This window comes from Herbaspirillum sp. WKF16 (genome assembly GCF_028993615.1).
GTDB lineage: Bacteria > Pseudomonadota > Gammaproteobacteria > Burkholderiales > Burkholderiaceae_D > Herbaspirillum.
In genome coordinates this window covers 868590-885859 of sequence record NZ_CP118632.1, presented here as the reverse complement: position 1 = coordinate 885859, position 17270 = coordinate 868590, and the positions used below count along the sequence as shown (strand labels likewise).

The following is a 17270-nucleotide window of genomic DNA, read 5'->3' as shown; positions in this document are numbered from 1 at the left end:
ATGGCGGTGCAGTCCGATGATGGCTGACCGATGATGCTGCTCGTCGCGATGATCTTTTTTATATTACAACGGAATAATTGCTTTCCTTGCTTTGGTGTTTTTCGATTTGGGAATTTATCCGCAGCGCATTGAGTCCGGGTTCAAGAGTTTTTGGTGCCTCAATGTTCAGTCAGCGCGCCGTCGGCGGTAATCAGTGCAGACCTGATTCGCTTGTCAGAAAAGACCGACAACAACGCCTCGCGATAGCGTTCCAGCTGCGCGGCGTAATCGGCGCGTTCGCTGTCGAGCAGGCGCCGCTTGTAGTCGAGGATCCAGGCCTCGTCGTCGAACATCACCACGCGGTCGCAACGCAGCACGCCGGACGGCGAGACGATCTCCATCTCGTTGCGCGCCCAGCGGTGCAGCGCGGGATTGAAGAAGCGCTCCAGCTCGGGCCGCTCCAGCACCCGGCGCGCCTGCGCGCGCACGGTCTGCGCCAGCTCCGCCGAAATGCCCAGCCAGCGCGCCAATGCCGGCGCCGCGGGCAGCCGCGGCGGCCATTGCGGCGTATGGGTCAGGCGCTCCAGCAAGGCATGCAGCGCCACGCCCTCGTCGATGGCCGCGCTGCCCGCATCGGCGGCCAGCGTGCCGTCCGCGGCGATCGCGATGGGCGCATCGTCGGCCGCTTCGCCCGCCATCCCGAACAGCGAGGGCGGCATCGGGCGCGGCTCGAACAGGGGCAGCGCGAAGGCCTGCTCCGGCGCCGCCGCGTCCGCACCTGCGACCGCCTCGGCATCGATCTCGCGCACCGGCGCATCGGCTGCGAACAGGCGCTGGTACCAGCTGCCCTCCTGCACGCCGCCCTCGCCGGCGCCGCGGGTGCCGGCCACGCCGGACACCAGCAGCAATTGCTTGGCGCGCGTGAGCGCAACGTACAGCAGGTTCCAGTCTTCCTGCTGGCGGAAGCGCTCCTCGGCGTCGAACAGGAAGGCGCGCGCCTGGCCGCGCTCGCTGCGGCGGCCGAAGGCGGAGAAATGCGTGGGCGCATCCTGGTCCTGCGGCCACTCGCACAGCACGCCGACGTTATCGTCCACCGAGTCGCTGTGGTTGGCGTCGAGGATCGCCACCACCGGCGCCTCCAGCCCCTTGGCGCTGTGCACGGTCAGGATGCGCACCGCATCGGCGGCGGCGTCCACGCTGGCCTCGTCGGGCGCGTCGCCGCCGGCGCTGCGCTGCAGGATGCGCAAGGCGTCGATGAATTTGGGCAGGCTGGGATAGCGGCCTGCATCCATGTTCAGCGACAGCTCGACGAAGGCGGCGATGTTGCCCAGCGCCTGGCTGCGCGTGAGCGGCGAGGCGTTCTGCGCGTAGCGCACCACCAGCTCGCCCTGGTGCAATATGCGGTCCAGCAGGTCGTGTACGGGCAGGTGCGGCGCGGCCTGCAGCCAGCGCTCCAGCAGCTGCACCGCGCGCACGATCGCAGCCGACGCCGCGCCTTCGCGCTGCATCGCCTGCATGCGCCACCACCAGTGGCCGGCGCCCTCTCCCTCGCGCCGCGCGATCTGGATCAGGTCATCGTCGGAGGCGCCGATGATCGGACTCTTCAATACATGCGCCAGCGCGCGGGTGTCGTTGGGGGTGATCAGGAAGGTCAGCAGCGCGATCAGGTCGGCGATCTCCAGCGACTCCAGCAGGCCGCCGCGCTTGTCGGAGACGAAGGGAATGCCGGCCGCGCGCAGCGCGCTCTCGTAGGCGGCCAGGTGGGTACGCTTCCTGACCAGCAGCATGACGTCGCTCCAGCGCATGGCGCGCGCGCCCCGGCCGTCGGCCACCTGCAGCTCGCGGCCGGCCTTGAGCAGCGCCTGGGCCAGCGCCTCGCCTTCCAGCCTGCGGCGCGCGTCTTCTTCCTCCGCGCGCGGCGTGGTCAGCGGGTTGCGCCAGGCTATCACCGGCTCCGACTCCGCCCCCGCCGCCTCTTGCGCTTCATCCTCCGGCTCGGGCTCGGCCACCTTGGCCAGCGGCAGCCGCCAGACTTCGCCGCCCTGCATGCCCAGCGTGGTCTGCGGTGCGAACAGCGCGTTGCCGCCCTTGACGAAGGAGCGGTTCAGCACCTCGACCACGGCGCTGGCGTTGCGGCGCGTCTGGTTGGCGCGCAGCACGGCCGCGCCCTGCGCGCGCAGCATGTCGCGCGCGGCCATGAACACGCGCGGCTCGGCGCGGCGGAAGCGGTAGATCGATTGCTTCGGGTCGCCCACCACGAACACCGTGGGCTGCGCGGCGTCGTCGCCGTAGGCGCGCAGCCAGGAGCGCACGATGCTCCACTGCAGCGGGTTGGTGTCCTGGAACTCGTCCAGCAGGATGTGCTTGTAGCGCGAGTCCAGGCGTGTTTGCAGGTAGGCGGCGCTGGCCTCGTCGTTCAACAGGCGGTAGGCCTGCCACTCGAGGTCGGCGAAGTCGAACACGCGCTGCTCGGATTTCACTTCCTGGTAGAAATCCAGGTAGGCGCGGCCGGCGCGAAACAGCGCGCGGTTCAGCTGCATCACCAGCTTTTCCTTGCTGCGCAGTTGCAGCCTCCTGAGCGCCTCGCCGACGGCGTTGAACTCCTCCTCGAAGCATTGCAGCGCCGCCTCTTCGCCGGCAGAGTCGAAATGCTTCTGCAGCGCGGCCAGCAGCGACTTGACCTTACCGTTCTTGCGCGCCTTGTCCTTGTCGTCGAAGAACTGCGCATGCAGCGCATCGAAGTTTTCCAGCGCGGCGCCGGCCGAGAGCGCGCTCTCGATCGCCATGGCGCGCGCCTTGTTGGCCGCGCCGCCCTGCCCCAGCAGCACCGCCAGCTGCGAGATGCGCCCGCACAGCGCGGGCTCGTCCCACAGCGAGAGCCGCGCGTCCAGGCGGGCGTCGTCGCCGCATAGTTTTTCCAGCCACAGCAGCGGCGTGGGCTGCTCGACGTCGTCGGCGTCGTCGCCGTCATCGCGGGTCGAAGCCCACCACTCCGCGCGCTTGTCGATGAAGGCATCGAGCAGGTTGCGCGCATTGAAGTCGCCGACCAGCTCATAGAGTTCCAGCAGCGCCGCCTTCGGCTTCTCCCCCTTGGGTGCGCGCAGGTGCTGCATGAAGCGCCGATAGGCTTCGTCCAGCAGCTCGCCGTTCTTCTCGGTCAGCGCATAGCCGTGCGGCACGCCGGCGGCCAGCGGCGCAATCTGCAGCAGGCGTGCGAACCAGCTGTGGAAGGTGTCGATCGCCAGGCTCTGCTCGGACGACAGGATGCGCTCGTACAAGCCGCGCGCGGCCGGCATCAGGCGTTCCAGATCGGGCTCGGCCACGCCGCGTTCGCGCAGCAGCGCCGCGGCGCCGTCGTCATCGGCCAGCGCCAGTTCATGCAGCAGCTCCATCAGGCGCTCGCGCATTTCCTGCGCCGCCTTGCGGGTGAAGGTGATCGCCAGCAGTTCGCTGGCCTGGGCGCCGGCCAGCAGCAGGCGCAGCATGCGTGCCACCAGCAGCCAGGTCTTGCCGCTGCCGGCGCAGGCTTCGACCACCACCGAGTGGCGCGGATCGCAGGCCGCGCGCGTAAACACCGCCGCCTCGACCGGCACGCCGTCGACCTCGTAGGCGGCGGGCTGGATCTTCTCGCTCACAGCCACGCTCCCTTGCGACACAGGCCGCGCATATCGCAGTACTGGCATACCGATTCGATGCCGTTGGCGGGCAAGGCCGCGCCCTGCGCCACGGCGTGCATGGTAGTGGAGATCTGTTGCTTGAGCATTTGTTGCCTGTGTGCGAAATCGGGGGCGGGGGCGTCGCCGGTCTTCCTGTCGGCGCCCAGCTCCAGCGCCACGTAGTGCGCGGCGTCGAGCCGGCCGTCGTCCAGCAGGCCATAGAAGGCCAGCTGGTGATCATCCTCGTCGCGGACCTTTTGTTTCAGGCTGGCCAGCGCGCGCGTCTTGTAGTCCAGCAGCGCGCGCTCGCCGGCGTCGTTGCGGTCGACGCGGTCGAGGCGGCCGTACAGTTCGATGGCGCCGCCGTCCCACGCCAGCATGTGCGAACCCGCCTCCTCCCCGAACTCGAAATGCCAGCCCTGCGCCTCGCGCTCATTGGCCCACAGCAGGTAGGCCGGCATCACCTTCTGCCAGCGCGCGTAGAACGCCAGCGCGGCGGGGTGCTGGTTCATCTCGCGATTGAACACCTCGGCCGAGATCGTCTCCAGCAGCGCGCGGCGCGCGGCCTGCGGCGTAGCCTGGTCGCGCGCATGCTCGTGGTAGCGCGTCAGGATCTCGTGCAGCCAGCTGCCGTAGTCGCGCTTCTCGGGCATGTCGGAGAGCTCGTCCATCACCGCCACGCGCAGCATGCGCTGGGCGAAGAACTGATACGGGCAGGCCAGGAAACTGCCGAAGGAGCTCGACGACAACCTCTCCGGCAGCAGCGTCGGCGCGGCCGGCGCCGGCATCGCCGAGGGCTGCGCCTGCAGCATCCTGGGCGGCGGCGGCAAGCGGATTTCGCGCAGCGGCGGCAAGCCGTCCTGCGCCAGCTTCAGCTCCAGGCGCTGCAGCCAGGGGCTGACCGGATTGGGCTCGCCGTCCTGCAGCGTCTGCCAGCACAGCACGACCTCGTCGTTCACGCACAGCAGTTCGGCCAGGTCGCGCAGTTGCTGGCGCTGGCGAGTGGCGCGCGTGGCCAGGCCCAGCTCGCGCCGCACGGCGTTGGAGAAGAACAGCGTCTCCTGCGGCGGCGATGGCAGGTGGGCGGCGTCGGCGCCGATCACCAGCACCGCGTCGAAGCGCCGCATGCGCGCACCGTTGAGCGGCAGCATGACGACGCGCCGGTCGCTGATGGGCGGCATATAGGAAGTGGCGTCCAGGCGCAGGTTGAGCAGCGCGCGCCATTCGGGGAAAGAGAATTCGTCCGCCAGTCCGCCGTCCTGCTCGGCGGCGATCTCATCGAGCAGCAGCAGGCATTGCGCGCCGGCGACGTCGGCCCGCAATGCCGCCTCCATGTCCAGCGCCGCGAACATCGCGCGCTCGGCGCGGCACCAGGCCGCCAGCGTCTTGCGCCCGGTGAATTGCGCGGCCTGACGGGCCAGCGCGGCAATCCAGCCGAGGTCGCCCGGGTCGGCGGCCTCGGCAAAGGCGTTCTGCAACGGGCCCCAGTCGCCGGCGATGTTGGCGCGGCGCAGGCGCGCCTCGATGCGCATCACGCGGTCGGCCTTGCCCTGGTCGCCGGCGAAGGCGAACGGCGACTTCAGCAAGTCCAGCAAGGCGCCGGTCTCGCCGCGCGAGGACACCAGCTCGTTCCAGGCCGCCAGCGCCGCGGCGGCGCGCGTGGTGGAGAGCTTCCAGCCGGTCTCGTCGGCCACCGCCACCTGGGCGCGCTCCAGCAGGGCGCGCAGGCGGCGCGCGGTGACGCGGTCCTGCGCCACCACGGCGATCTCGTCCTTGCCTTGCTGCAGCCAGCGCAACACCACCTGGGCGCCCTGCACGGCGGCGCTTTCCAGGTCTCCCGCCGGGCACAATGCCGGCAAGGCGGGAGGCGCCGCGACGTTCCCGGCGACGGTATCGGGCAAGGCCGGCGGCGGGCCTTCTTCGTCCAGCGCCAGCTCGTTCCAGGCGCCCAGGTAGAGCGGATGCAGGGGCGCCAGCGCCGCGCGGCTCCAGTCGAGCATCAGCACGCGCACCGGCTGGCGCTCGGCCCAGGCCGCCAGGAAGGCGGCGTCCAGCGGCTCAGGCGCGGTGGGGCTGATCCAGATCAGCGGCATGGCTGCGCACCCGGCCAGTTCCAGCATGGCCTCGAAACGCTGGGCAATGCGGTCGCTGGCGTCGAGCTGCCCCTTCCACACCTGCCACACCAGTTGCGCCTCGTCGGACAGCATGCCGTGCGCCGACGGCGCCAGCGGCTCCAGCAGTTGCGCCAGCGCCTGGCGCCAGCGCTCGCCGGGCTCGGCGCCGGTGCGGATCTCGGGCAGCAGCGCCATGGTCAGCTCGTCAGACAGCGTCAGGAGCGTATGCGCCAGCGGCAGCAGGTCGGCGTTGCGGCGCGCGGAAAACATTTTCTTGAGCCAGCCGTGCTCGCGCAACTGCGCGTACAGCTGCATCAGGCGCTCGCTCTCGGGCGGCGCAGGCTGCTCGCCCGGCGGTTGCATGGCCAATAGGCCGGAGGGCGTGTTGATGCGGGGCGCAAGATAAGGGCGGCGCAGCTCGCGCGTCAGCGCGGCCTTGAAGTTCTGCGCATGGGAAAAAGCCGGCACCAGCAGCTGGCAGCCGGAAAAATCGAGCGCGCCGCCGTCCTGCGCCGCCAGGGCGTCGCCCAGCGGCTGGCCCTCCCTGAGCAACAGCCGCACGGCCTGCTGCCAGAAATCGGGGGAAGGCGGGATCGGTACGGTCGCTAACGGCATGCGTTCTCTGGATATCGGATGCCGCTCGCAAGGCGCGGCGGCGATTGTATTTTTCTCTCGGCCCGACAGATTTTCTCAATCGCCACGGCCGGCAAACTGCAGGACATAGTATGCCAGCGGCGCGGCGCGCTCCGGGCTTTTTCCGGCGGCGCCTGCGCAAACCCGCCAGCAGCCTGCCCGCGCGGCGCGGACCGCCAGCTGAGGACGGCTGGCAACACCGTCCGGAGCGCGTCCACACTTTTGCCGAAAATCGGTTATGATTGCCTCCGTACCCCGCCGCTTACCCCTGTCGCGCTTCAAAAACAACTTGAATCGGCGCGCAACGACTCCACGTACATTCAGCAACTCCGGAAGCGTTGATGGCTAACGCCAGGCAAACGGTATTTATCCACGGCGCTAATTGACTACTTATACTCCCTCATACCGAGGATCTGCCATGAGCGAAAACATCAAACATATCTCTGACGCCTCCTTCGAAGCCGATGTGCTGAAGTCCGACAAACCCGTCCTGGTCGATTTCTGGGCCGAATGGTGCGGTCCCTGCAAGGCGATCGCCCCGATCCTGGAAGAAGTCGCCAAGGAATACGAAGGCAAGCTGCAGATCGCCAAGCTGGACGTGGACTCCAACCAGGCCATTCCGGCCAAGTTCGGCATCCGCGGCATCCCGACCCTGATCCTGTTCAAGAACGGCGCGGCCGCCGCGCAGAAAGTGGGCGCCCTGGCCAAGGGCCAGCTGACTTCGTTCATCGACAGCAACATCTGATAGTATTGGCATCCGACGGCGGCGCGCCCGCGCCGCCGTTCGCCTGAAACGCATCCGCTTCAGGCGCATTCTTAGACGCACACCACGCAACTCCCTCCCCCACCTTAATTTTTCCCGTCCTGGGACACTCATATGCACTTATCAGAACTAAAAGCGTTGCACGTCTCTGCATTGCTGGAAATGGCAATCAGCCTGGACATCGAGAACGCTGCGCGCCTGCGCAAACAGGAACTCATGTTTGCCATCCTGAAGAAGCGCGCAAAATCAGGAGAACAGATTTTCGGCGATGGCGCCCTCGAAGTGTTGCCTGACGGCTTCGGCTTCCTGCGCTCGCCCGACGCCAGCTACATGGCGTCCACCGACGACATTTATATTTCGCCTTCGCAGATCCGCCGCTTCAACCTGCACACCGGCGACTCCATCGAAGGCGAAGTGCGCACGCCCAAGGACGGCGAGCGCTATTTCGCCCTGGTCAAGGTCGACAAGGTCAACGGCGAACCGCCGGAGGCTTCCAAGCACCGCATCCTGTTCGAGAACCTCACCCCGCTGCACCCCAACAAGCTGCTGCAGCTGGAACGCGACATGCGCGGCGAGGAGAACATCACCGGCCGCATCATCGACCTGATCGCCCCGGTCGGACGCGGCCAGCGCGGCCTGCTGGTGGCGTCGCCCAAGTCCGGCAAGTCGGTGATGCTGCAGCACATCGCGCACGCCATCACCACCAACCATCCCGATACCGTGATGATCGTCCTGCTGATCGACGAACGTCCGGAAGAAGTGACCGAAATGCAGCGCTCGGTGCGCGGCGAGGTCGTGGCATCGACCTTCGACGAACCGGCCACGCGCCACGTGCAGGTCGCTGAAATGGTGCTGGAAAAGGCCAAGCGCCTGGTCGAAATGAAGAAGGACGTGGTGATCCTGCTGGACTCCATCACCCGCCTGGCGCGCGCCTACAACACCGTGATCCCGGCCTCCGGCAAGGTGCTGACCGGCGGTGTGGACGCCAACGCGCTGCAGCGCCCCAAGCGCTTCTTCGGCGCCGCCCGCAACGTGGAAGAAGGCGGCTCGCTGACCATCATCGCCACCGCGCTGATCGAAACCGGTTCGCGCATGGACGACGTGATCTACGAAGAATTCAAGGGCACCGGCAACATGGAAGTGCACCTGGAGCGCCGCCTGGCCGAGAAGCGCGTCTACCCGGCCATCAACCTCTCCAAGTCCGGCACCCGCCGCGAGGAACTGCTGATCAAGCCCGACCAGCTGCAAAAGATCTGGGTGCTGCGCAAGCTGATGTACGACATGGACGAGATCGAGGCGATGGAATTCATCCTCGACAAGATGAAGTCCACCAAGAACAACGCCGAGTTCTTCGACATGATGCGTCGGGGCAACTGATTACCCCCATGCAAGGCGAACAAAAAACGGCATGCGCAGCGCATGCCGTTTTTTTTCGCCCATACCCCGCCCATGCTTGCCTGGCCGACAACAAATGCGCGGCCGCGGCGCAAAAACCACGAAGGCCGCGCCCGGCGGCTGGCCAGCTTGACCCAAGCCCCTGATTTGACTGTATAATTTTGGACTTTTCCAAACCGGCAAGTGATCATCAATCGGGTCAAGAAGCAGTGCGACCGACGAAGTGGCGATTGGCTACCAAACTACGCAAAGGCAGAAAATGAAAGAAGGCATCCACCCCGAATACCGCGAAATCCTGTTCCACGACGTGTCGAACGATTTCAAGTTCATCACCCGCTCGACCATCGGCACCCGCGAAACCGGCGAATTCGAAGGCAAGCAATACCCGCTGGTGAAGATCGAAGTCTCGTCGGAATCGCACCCGTTCTACACCGGCAAGCACAAGATCGTCGACACCGCCGGCCGCGTTGAGAAGTTCCGCCAGAAGTTCGGTTCCGTCGGTTCGAAGACTGCAGTCTCGAAGGCGTAATCAGCGACTTCCCCAAAAAAGGCAGCTCCGGCTGCCTTTTTTGTTTGCCTGCGCGGGCAACGTCGGGGCGCCGCAACAGCACGGCGCGACGACACGCCGATGAGCCCGCCTGTCGCAGACAGACACAACTATTTACGGGGAATTGTTGCACAATGACGGCTGCGAAAAATTCTCCCGGCCGGCGCACTGCGACGCCGGGATGCCAGCATGACAGCAAGCGCGCCGCATGACCGTAGAGCGCATGCACGCCGCAACGATGCCCGCGACGCCGATGCGCCGGGCCCCAACCAATCAGCACGACAGAACAAGAGCAATAAGATCTTGATGAAGCCAGTCCGTCTTCCCGCAGCCGCGACCACCGCACTTCCGCGCATGGCGCTCCTGGCGCTCGCCCTTTTGTATATCCTGCCGGGCCTGATCGGCCGCGACCCGTGGAAGAACGAGGACGCCACCAGCTTCGGCATCATGTGGACCATGGCGCACGGGACGCTGGCCGACTGGCTCACGCCCAACGTCGCCGGCCTCGCGCTGCCGGCGGAAAGCCCGCTGGCCTACTGGTTCGGCGCCGTCTGCATCAGGCTCTTCGGCTGGCTGCTGGGCGATCCGCTGGCCGCGCGCGTGTCCACCGTGGGCTGCTTCCTGGTCGGCTCGCTGTCGATCTGGTACACCACCTACCTGCTGGGCCGCCGCCCCGAGGCGCAGCCCCTGAAGCTGGCCTTCGGCGGCCAGCCCGAACCCAAGGACTTCGGCCGCACGCTGGCCGACGGCGCCTTCCTGATCTATCTCGGTTTCCTGGGCCTGCTGCTGCACAGCCACGAGACCAGCCCCAAGACCCTGCAGATCGCGCTGGTGGCCTACGCCATGTACGGCGGCGCGCGCGTGTTCGACGCGCACAAGCTGCGCCACGCCTGCTGGCTCGGCCTGGCGCTGGGCATGCTGATCCTGACCTATGGCTGGCTGCTGCCGGCCGGCGCCATGATCGGCCTGCTGGTGCTGGCCGCGGTGCGCAAGGACGGCACCGCCGCCCGCTTGCTGGCCGGGGTGTCGCTGCCCATCGCGGTGCTGATCTGCGCGCTGTGGGTGGTCGCCATTCGCAACCTGTTGCCGCAGGAGGCGGCCGGCCAGTTCGACCTGTGGATGAGCTGGAACATCTACCAGCTGAACCGCCCCACGCTTTCCACGCTGGCCTTCCTGGGCAAGTACGGCGTTTGGTTCGCCTGGCCGGCCTGGCCGTTCGCCGGCTGGGCCCTGTACGCCTGGCGCCGCCAGCTGGCCTCGCTGCACATCGCGCTGCCGCTGGCCTTCTTCATTCCGCTGGTGCTGCTGGTGCTGATCAATGTGCACACCGAGGAAGGCATGCTGCTGCCGCTGCTGCCGGCGCTGGCGATCCTGGCCGCCTTCGGCTTGCCGACCATGAAGCGCGGCGCCATCAACGCGGTGGACTGGTTCTCGGTGATGACGCTGACCACCTCGGCCGCCTTCATCTGGATCGGCTGGATCGCCAAGGAAACCGGCTGGCCGGCGCAGATCGCGCGCAACGCCTACAAGCTGGCGCCGGGCTTCAAGCCGGGCTTCGAATGGATCTCGCTGGCCATCGCGGTGGCCGCAACGGTGGCCTGGATCGTCGTGGTCCACTGGCGCATCTCGCGCCGCCCATCGGTGCTGTGGCGCGCGGTGGTGCTGTCTTCGGGCGGCGTGATCCTGTGCTGGGTGTTGCTGATGACACTGTGGCTGCCCTGGGTCAACTACGGCAAGAGCTACGCCGGCGTGGCCCAGCAGATCGAGTCCAAACTGACCTCCGTCAAGCAGTGCGTGCAGAGCAACGTGGGCACCGCGCAGCGCGCTTCCTTCGCCTACTTCGGCAGCGTGCGCTTCGCCGACGAGCGCGACCAGAGCTGTGATTACCTGCTGCTGCAGGATGACATCAGCAACCAGGACGCCACCCTGATGCTGCGCCAGTACCCCGGCTCCTGGCGCATGGTATGGGAAGGCCGCCGCCCGTCCGACCGCGACGAGCGCTTCCGTCTCTATCGCCGCGTGGGCCAATGACGCCGGCCCGGCTTGCGGCAGTGCCAGCTTGAATCCCGATACCGCTCCCGTTTCTTCCCGCACCCACGTCCGGCGCATCGCGCGCCTGGCGTGGCCGCTGCTGGTCGGCCAGTTGGCGCTGATCGCCAACGGCGTGATAGATACCGTGATGGTGTCGCGCTTCTCGGCGCTGGACCTGGCCGCGCTGGCGCTGGGCGTGTCGATCTATGTGAGCGTGTTCGTCGGCCTGTCCGGCGTGCTGCAGGCGCTGCAGCCCACCATCGGCCAGCTGTTCGGCGCCGGCCGCCACGGCGAGATCGGCAACGAGGTCAAGCAAGGCCTTTGGCTGGCCGTGCTGCTGTCCATCTTCGGCTGCCTGCTGCTGGCGTTCTCGCCGTACTTCCTGTCGTTCGCCAAGGCCTCGCCGGAGCTGGTTGAAAAGGCCACGCTCTACCTGCGCATCGAGGCGCTGGCGCTGCCGGCGACGCTGGCCTTCCGCGTCTACGCCTCGCTCAATACGGCAATGGCGCGTCCCAAGATGGTGATGGCGATCCAGCTGTGCGGACTCTTGCTGAAGCTGCCCCTGAACGCGCTGCTGATCTTCGGCGGCCTCGGCCTGCCGGCGTTCGGCGGCCCCGGCTGCGCCATCGCCACCACGCTGATCGCCTGGCTGATGATGGCGGTGGCCTGGCTGCTGGTGGCCAAGCTGCCGGCCTACCGACCGCTGAAGCTGTTCGGCTCCGGCTTCGTGATGCCGTCCTGGAAAATCCTGCGCACGCTGCTGCGGCTGGGCATTCCGATCGGCCTGTCCTATTTCATCGAGGTCACCGCCTTTACGCTGATGGCGGTGTTCATCGCGCGCCTGGGCGCGGTGCCGGTGGCCGGGCACCAGATCACCGCCAACGTCGGCACGGTGCTCTACATGCTGCCGCTGTCGATAGCCAGCGCCACCAGCACGCTGGTGGCGCAAGCCATCGGCGCCAACGAGTGGAAGGCGGCCCGGAAGATCGGCTACGCCGGCATTCGCCTGTCGGTGACGCTGTCGGTGCTGATCGGCATCGTGGTGTGGTTCATGCGCGCGCACATCATCCGCGCCTACACGCCCGATCCGGTGATCGTCGGCGCGGCCTTGCCGCTGTTCCTCTACATCGCCTTCTACCAGCTGTTCGATTCGCTGCAGGTGACCACCGCCTTCGTGCTGCGCGCCTACAAGGTGGCGGTGGTGCCGACCGTGATCTACGCGGTGACGCTGTGGGGCGTGGGCCTGGGCGGCGGCTACCTGCTCGGTTTCGATGTGCTGGGCGTCACGCCCGCCTGGCTGCTGGGCGCCTCGGGGTTCTGGCTGGCCAACAGCGCCAGCCTGGGACTGGTGGGCGTGGGCCTGGTGGCCTACCTGCGCTTGGTCCAGCGCCGCGCGGGTGATCGCGGCGCGGCATCCTTCAAGGTCTGATCAGGGGCGCAGCAAGTCGGCGGCGAACAGGTCGTCGTTGCTCGCCGCCAGCAGATCCTGCATCTTGGCCGCCGCGGCCGGCCGGCCCAGCAGGAAGCCCTGCACCTGGTCGCAATGCAGCTTCTGCAACTCGCGCAGCTGCTCCTCCGTCTCCACCCCTTCGGCCACCACCTCCATCTGCAATGCATGCGCCAGCGCGATGATGGCTGCCACGATGGCGCGGCCGGAATGGTCGCCGCTGTCCAGGCGCGAGGTGAAGAAGCGGTCGATCTTGATCTGGCGGCAGTGGAATTGCGCCAGGTAGGCCAGGCTGGAATAGCCGGTGCCGAAGTCGTCGATGGCGATGTCGAAGCCCAGCGCCTGCAGGTCGCGGATGATGCGCGTGCTGCGCTCGACGTTCTTCATGGCGGCGGTCTCGGTGATCTCGAACATCAGCCGCTGCGGCGCGATGCCGGCATGGCCGACGATGCAGGTAATGCTCTCGACCAGGTCGCTGCGCATCTGCACCGGCGACAGGTTCAACGCCACCTTGACCGGATCGACGCCGCTCTCGTCCCAGCGGCGGATCTGCTCGCACACCGCGCGCAGCACCCAGTCGCCGATCTGGATGATCTGTCCCGAGCGCTCGGCGATGGGAATGAACTCGGCCGGCGACATCTCGCCCAGCTCCGGATGGGTCCAGCGCAGCAGCGCCTCGACCCCGGTCAGCTCCTTGCTGCCGCCGCGATACTTGGGCTGGAAATGCATCGAGAACTGCTCCTGCTCGATGGCCTGCTGCAAGGCCTGGCGCACCTGCAGGTGGCGCATCGCGCTGGCGTGCATGGCCGGCTCGAAGAAGCGATAGGTATTGCGCCCGCTCTGCTTGGCCTCGTACATCGCGGCATCGGCGTTCTTCATCAGCGCGTCGACCGAATCGCCGCTGTTGGGATAAACCGCGATGCCGATGCTGGAAGTCACGCGCAGCGTCGCATCCTCGACCTGGAAATCATGCCGCAGCGCGGCCAGGATGTTCTCGGAGAGCTGCTCCACCACTTCCGGCGAAGGCAGGTTGCCCATCACCACCACGAACTCGTCGCCGCCGATGCGCGCCACCATGTCTTCGCCGCGGATGCAGCCGCGAATGCGATGGGCCACCGCCACCAGCAGGCCGTCGCCCACCGCGTGGCCGAGCGAATCGTTGATGCCCTTGAAGCCGTCGAGATCCATGAACAGCACCGCGAACGGCTTGCCGTTGCGGCGCGCAACCTGGATGGCGTGCTGGATGCGGTCCGACAGCAGCGCGCGGTTGGGCAAGCCGGTCAGCACGTCGTGGGTGGCGAAATGCAGCAGCTTGTCGTTGGTGCGGCCGACGATCTTCTTGAGCACGCGGTTGCGCTGCGCGCCGCTGACCACCAGCGCCAGCGCCATGGCCAGGAAGGCGCCGAACACGATGCCGTTGACCAGGTGCTCGCGCGTGACGCTGTGCAGCGCGTGGCTCTGCGCATCGGGCATGATGGCCACCGCGCGCAGGCCCGTGCAGGCGCTGGCCACCAAGGCCGCGCCCACCATCAACGCGGCCAGCACGCGGCGCGTCTGCTGCGAATTGAACGAACCGCCCCCGCCCTTGCGGTTGTTGGTGACCGAGAACAGGGCGACGGCAAACACCGCCGTCAGCTCGGTGGCCAGCACCGCCAGCGCCAGCAGGAATTTCTGGTACATCAGTTCCGGCGCAAGCAGCATCGCCTTGAGCGCCATGTGGAAGGCGGCGTTGACGGCGGCGCCGATGGCCAGCCCGCCCACCAGCAAGCGCATGGTGTGCGGCCGCCGCAATCCCGACAGGTGCATCAGGTAGAAGGCGCTGCCCACCGTCAGCATCAATGCCAGGATCGCCAGGCGCACATCGAAGCCGACCGCGGTCGGCAGACGCAACGCGGCCACGCACAGGAAGATCGCGGCCCAAATGCCCAGGCCGAACACGCCCGCGCCCAGCGCCAGCCACCCCCTGCGATATTGCGCTTCCTGCGTGGCGATCCGTTCGGACACCTCGAGTGCGGCATAGGCGGACAGGCTGGCCACCAGCAGCGCGAACGCCAGCAGCAGGAAATTATAGGAAACGGACATGGTGTGCGGCGTCTTAGGCAATTCTCGGCACGGCGCGCGGGCGATCGCTGGCAGCCCACTGCGGCACGGCTCTTGCTCGATATCGCGGCCATTTCGCGTCCACACGGCGCCGCCGCGCGAACGCGGTGGGGCGACATGGGAAAGCGTCAGTCGATCCCCCGTCGCATGCCGACGGGTCGCCGCGTTCCATCCGGGCCGGCGCGCGTCGCTCCGGCGCGCGCGGCATGTGCGCAAGCGCCGGAAGCCCTTGCCGCCCCCGGAAAATCCCAAAAAAGTTACGTAACTAAAACTGTACTTCAGAGGTGCTGCCGACTACTTTGATTATTCGACTTGTTTCATCAAGCTGGGATATTGCAGAAAGGAAAATCCGGCTGTCCCGTTGCCGGACAGGCTTTGCCGCTCACTCCCCACTGAATGAGAACAAAGCCGGGTGATGCTGCGCCGCTATGCGGCGCCCTTGCGGCGGCGATCATTCTAGCCGCTTTGCGCTTTTGCCGCCGTCCGCGCGGTGCGGGCGGCGTGTCTCGCGGCTGATACGAATATTAAAAAAACAATAATAACAATATGGCAATTTTTTGAAACTGGATTATAAATACGTTAAGGCTCGCGCATTCGAAAGTCGCAGCATCGCGCCACCCTCCATCGTGTCCGCGTAGCGCCGCGCTACGTACATCAGGTGGCCTGATGACCTGACATCTTCGCATGCGTTCCGAGCTTCGGGAAGTGCTTTCCGCATCGACAGCCACCGCACCGGAGACCAGGCATGACGCTTTTCCATCTCCCGCCAAACACGCTTGGCCACGGCCCCCAACCAACTTATCGGGGCCGCCGACGACGCCGAGCCACGCCAATTTCAAGCCGGTGATTATAAATCACGTTTTCGGCGTAACTCATCCCGGAGCCAAACGTACCCCGGAAAGCTCGACGTCAAAGTACCTTCGAATCATGGAAACCGCCAATCAAAAATTCGCCAAGCGCTTGCGCGCTTCGATGGAAAAAGCCGGATACGAACCCAAGCCCGCCGTCCTGGAAAGGGAATTCAATTTGCGTTATTGGGGCAAGCCGATGACGCTGCATGGCGTGCGTCGCTGGCTGCTCGGAGAATCGATGCCGAAACAGGACAAGCTGGAGACGCTGGCCGAATGGCTCATCGTCACCCCCCAGCACCTGCGCTTCGGCGAAGAGATCGGCAAGCGCATCGACAAGCGCAAAGCCCGCTGGGAAGAGGCTATCGGCTACCGCGAGCGCGAAGCCTTCGAGGCCTTCATCAACCTACCGGCGCCGCAGCGCAAGATCGTCAAGGAGGTGATCTTCGCGTTCTCGCAGATAGCGGCTCCCGCCCCGGAGAAAGGGGCGACGTCGGTGAAATCGGGAACCCGGCGTCGCACCAGAAGTTGACCCTGCGGTCTCCCGACGACGCCCCAACGCCCCTCCGAATTCAGATCCCGCCCTCACAGGGATCCTTCAAATTTCCCCCTCCCGCCTCGCCGCACCGCCGGCATTTCTTTTTTCTTTTTTGGCCAGCGCACTGTCGTGCCTTTATGTCGCGCGCGTCAGATTCCCAACAGGCAGGAACGCTTGTGGCAAATCATCCACGCTGCCTGATCGCGGCGGCGACGTCGGCGCAGTGCTCCACTTGCTCGGCAATGGACTCCGGCACCGGCCTCCTGCCGTCCAGCACCTCGGCGATCCAGGCGGCGGTGGTGGCGGCGTCGCGCCCTTCCGGCAGGTCGGGCAACTCCTCGGCCACGCTTTGCTTTTCCACCAGCACGGTCTTCACGCCGCGGCTGAACCAGTCGATGCGCTGCGCCCGGCGCGCATTGGCGACCGTCTCGCCTTCGGTGCCGCGCATCAGGAAGGCGTCGCCGCGCTCATGCGGCGCTGCCTGGCCGAAGTAGGCGCTCAGCATTTCCAGGTATTCGGGATGGGTGTATGACGTCAGGCGCAGGGCCGGCGCGGCGAAGGGCTGCATGATCTTCACCAGCGTATGGGTGGAGTTGCGCACGCCCAGCGTGGCGCGCATCCCCAGCAGCCGGGCAATCTTCGGCGAGAGCGCCTGGATCGGGATGAAGGCCGGCTGCCCGGCCGCCATCAGCGCCTGCGCCTGCGCCGCCGACGCGGCATGGGCGATGCCCAGGGCGCTGAAGATCTCGGCGCTGGTGACCCGCTGCGGGTCGTGCGTGACGCCATGCATCAGCACCGGCACGCCGCGGCGCACCAGCAGCATGCACAGCAGCGGCGTCAGGTTGGCCATCTTGCGCGAGCCGTTGTAGCTGGGCAGCACCACCGGCGCATAGCCGCAGTCGGGCGCGACCACTGGCGTGAAGGAAGCCTCGGCCGCCTCCAGGAAACCGCCGATCTCCTCCACCGCCTCGCCCTTGATGCGCATGGCCAGCAGGATCGCGCCCAACTCCAGGTCGGACACGCGGCCGTCGAGCATGGCGGCGTACATCAGGCGGGCGTCGTCGCGCGAGAGGCTGCGCGCGCCGTCCTTGCCGCGGCCGATTTCCTTGATGAAGCGGGCGGCGGCGAAGGCCGGGGAAGCAGGCTCCACGGCCTGATCGGGGGGAGCGGTGAGCGGTTCGTTTTGCATGGCCGAAGGGTACACCAAAATCGCGCAAAG

General features: G+C 66.7%; 10 protein-coding genes. 6 read left to right on the top strand and 4 right to left on the bottom strand.

Going from position 1 to position 17270, the window contains the following annotated elements:
• Positions 1–158: 158 nt before the first annotated feature.
• Positions 159–3662: a UvrD-helicase domain-containing protein gene (locus tag Herbaro_RS03940; RefSeq protein ID WP_275012540.1), complete on the bottom strand. Its 3504-nt coding sequence runs from the start codon at positions 3660–3662 to the stop codon at positions 159–161.
• The gene (locus tag Herbaro_RS03935) at positions 3611–6364 is read right to left on the bottom strand and encodes a PD-(D/E)XK nuclease family protein (protein ID WP_275012539.1); all 2754 of its coding nucleotides are present in this window, start codon (positions 6362–6364) and stop codon (positions 3611–3613) included. Before Herbaro_RS03935 ends, Herbaro_RS03940 begins: the two co-directional genes overlap by 52 nt.
• A 436-nt stretch (positions 6365–6800) precedes the next feature.
• Between Herbaro_RS03935 and trxA the strand changes: the two genes are divergently transcribed.
• From trxA to Herbaro_RS03910, 5 genes are all read left to right on the top strand, one after another.
• Positions 6801–7127 carry a thioredoxin TrxA gene (trxA, locus tag Herbaro_RS03930; RefSeq protein WP_008118189.1) on the top strand — a complete coding sequence of 109 codons (327 nt, stop codon included), beginning with the start codon at positions 6801–6803 and terminating at the stop codon, positions 7125–7127.
• Between the two features lie 132 nt (positions 7128–7259).
• Positions 7260–8522, top strand: coding sequence for a transcription termination factor Rho (gene rho / locus Herbaro_RS03925; protein ID WP_079216621.1), 1263 nt, complete (start codon positions 7260–7262; stop codon positions 8520–8522).
• Positions 8523–8799: 277 nt separating this feature from the next.
• Positions 8800–9069, top strand: coding sequence for a type B 50S ribosomal protein L31 (locus Herbaro_RS03920; RefSeq protein ID WP_275012538.1), 270 nt, complete (start codon positions 8800–8802; stop codon positions 9067–9069).
• A 324-nt stretch (positions 9070–9393) separates the two neighbouring features.
• Entirely contained in the window at positions 9394–11118 is a 1725-nt protein-coding gene (locus Herbaro_RS03915; RefSeq protein WP_275012537.1) for an ArnT family glycosyltransferase, read from the top strand.
• 28 nt (positions 11119–11146) lie between these two features.
• Positions 11147–12547: an MATE family efflux transporter gene (locus Herbaro_RS03910; protein ID WP_275012536.1), complete on the top strand. Its 1401-nt coding sequence runs from the start codon at positions 11147–11149 to the stop codon at positions 12545–12547.
• Here the strand turns inward: Herbaro_RS03910 and Herbaro_RS03905 are convergent, their stop codons facing one another.
• Positions 12548–14647, bottom strand: coding sequence for a putative bifunctional diguanylate cyclase/phosphodiesterase (locus Herbaro_RS03905; protein ID WP_275012535.1), 2100 nt, complete (start codon positions 14645–14647; stop codon positions 12548–12550).
• A 945-nt stretch (positions 14648–15592) separates the two neighbouring features.
• Between Herbaro_RS03905 and Herbaro_RS03900 the strand changes: the two genes are divergently transcribed.
• Positions 15593–16045, top strand: a complete 453-nt coding sequence (locus Herbaro_RS03900) for an XRE family transcriptional regulator (protein WP_275012534.1) — start codon at positions 15593–15595, stop codon at positions 16043–16045.
• Between the two features lie 190 nt (positions 16046–16235).
• On the opposite strand, the gene ybiB is transcribed toward Herbaro_RS03900, so the two are convergent.
• Positions 16236–17240, bottom strand: coding sequence for a DNA-binding protein YbiB (gene ybiB / locus Herbaro_RS03895; RefSeq protein WP_275012533.1), 1005 nt, complete (start codon positions 17238–17240; stop codon positions 16236–16238).
• Between the last annotated feature and the right edge of the window lie 30 nt (positions 17241–17270).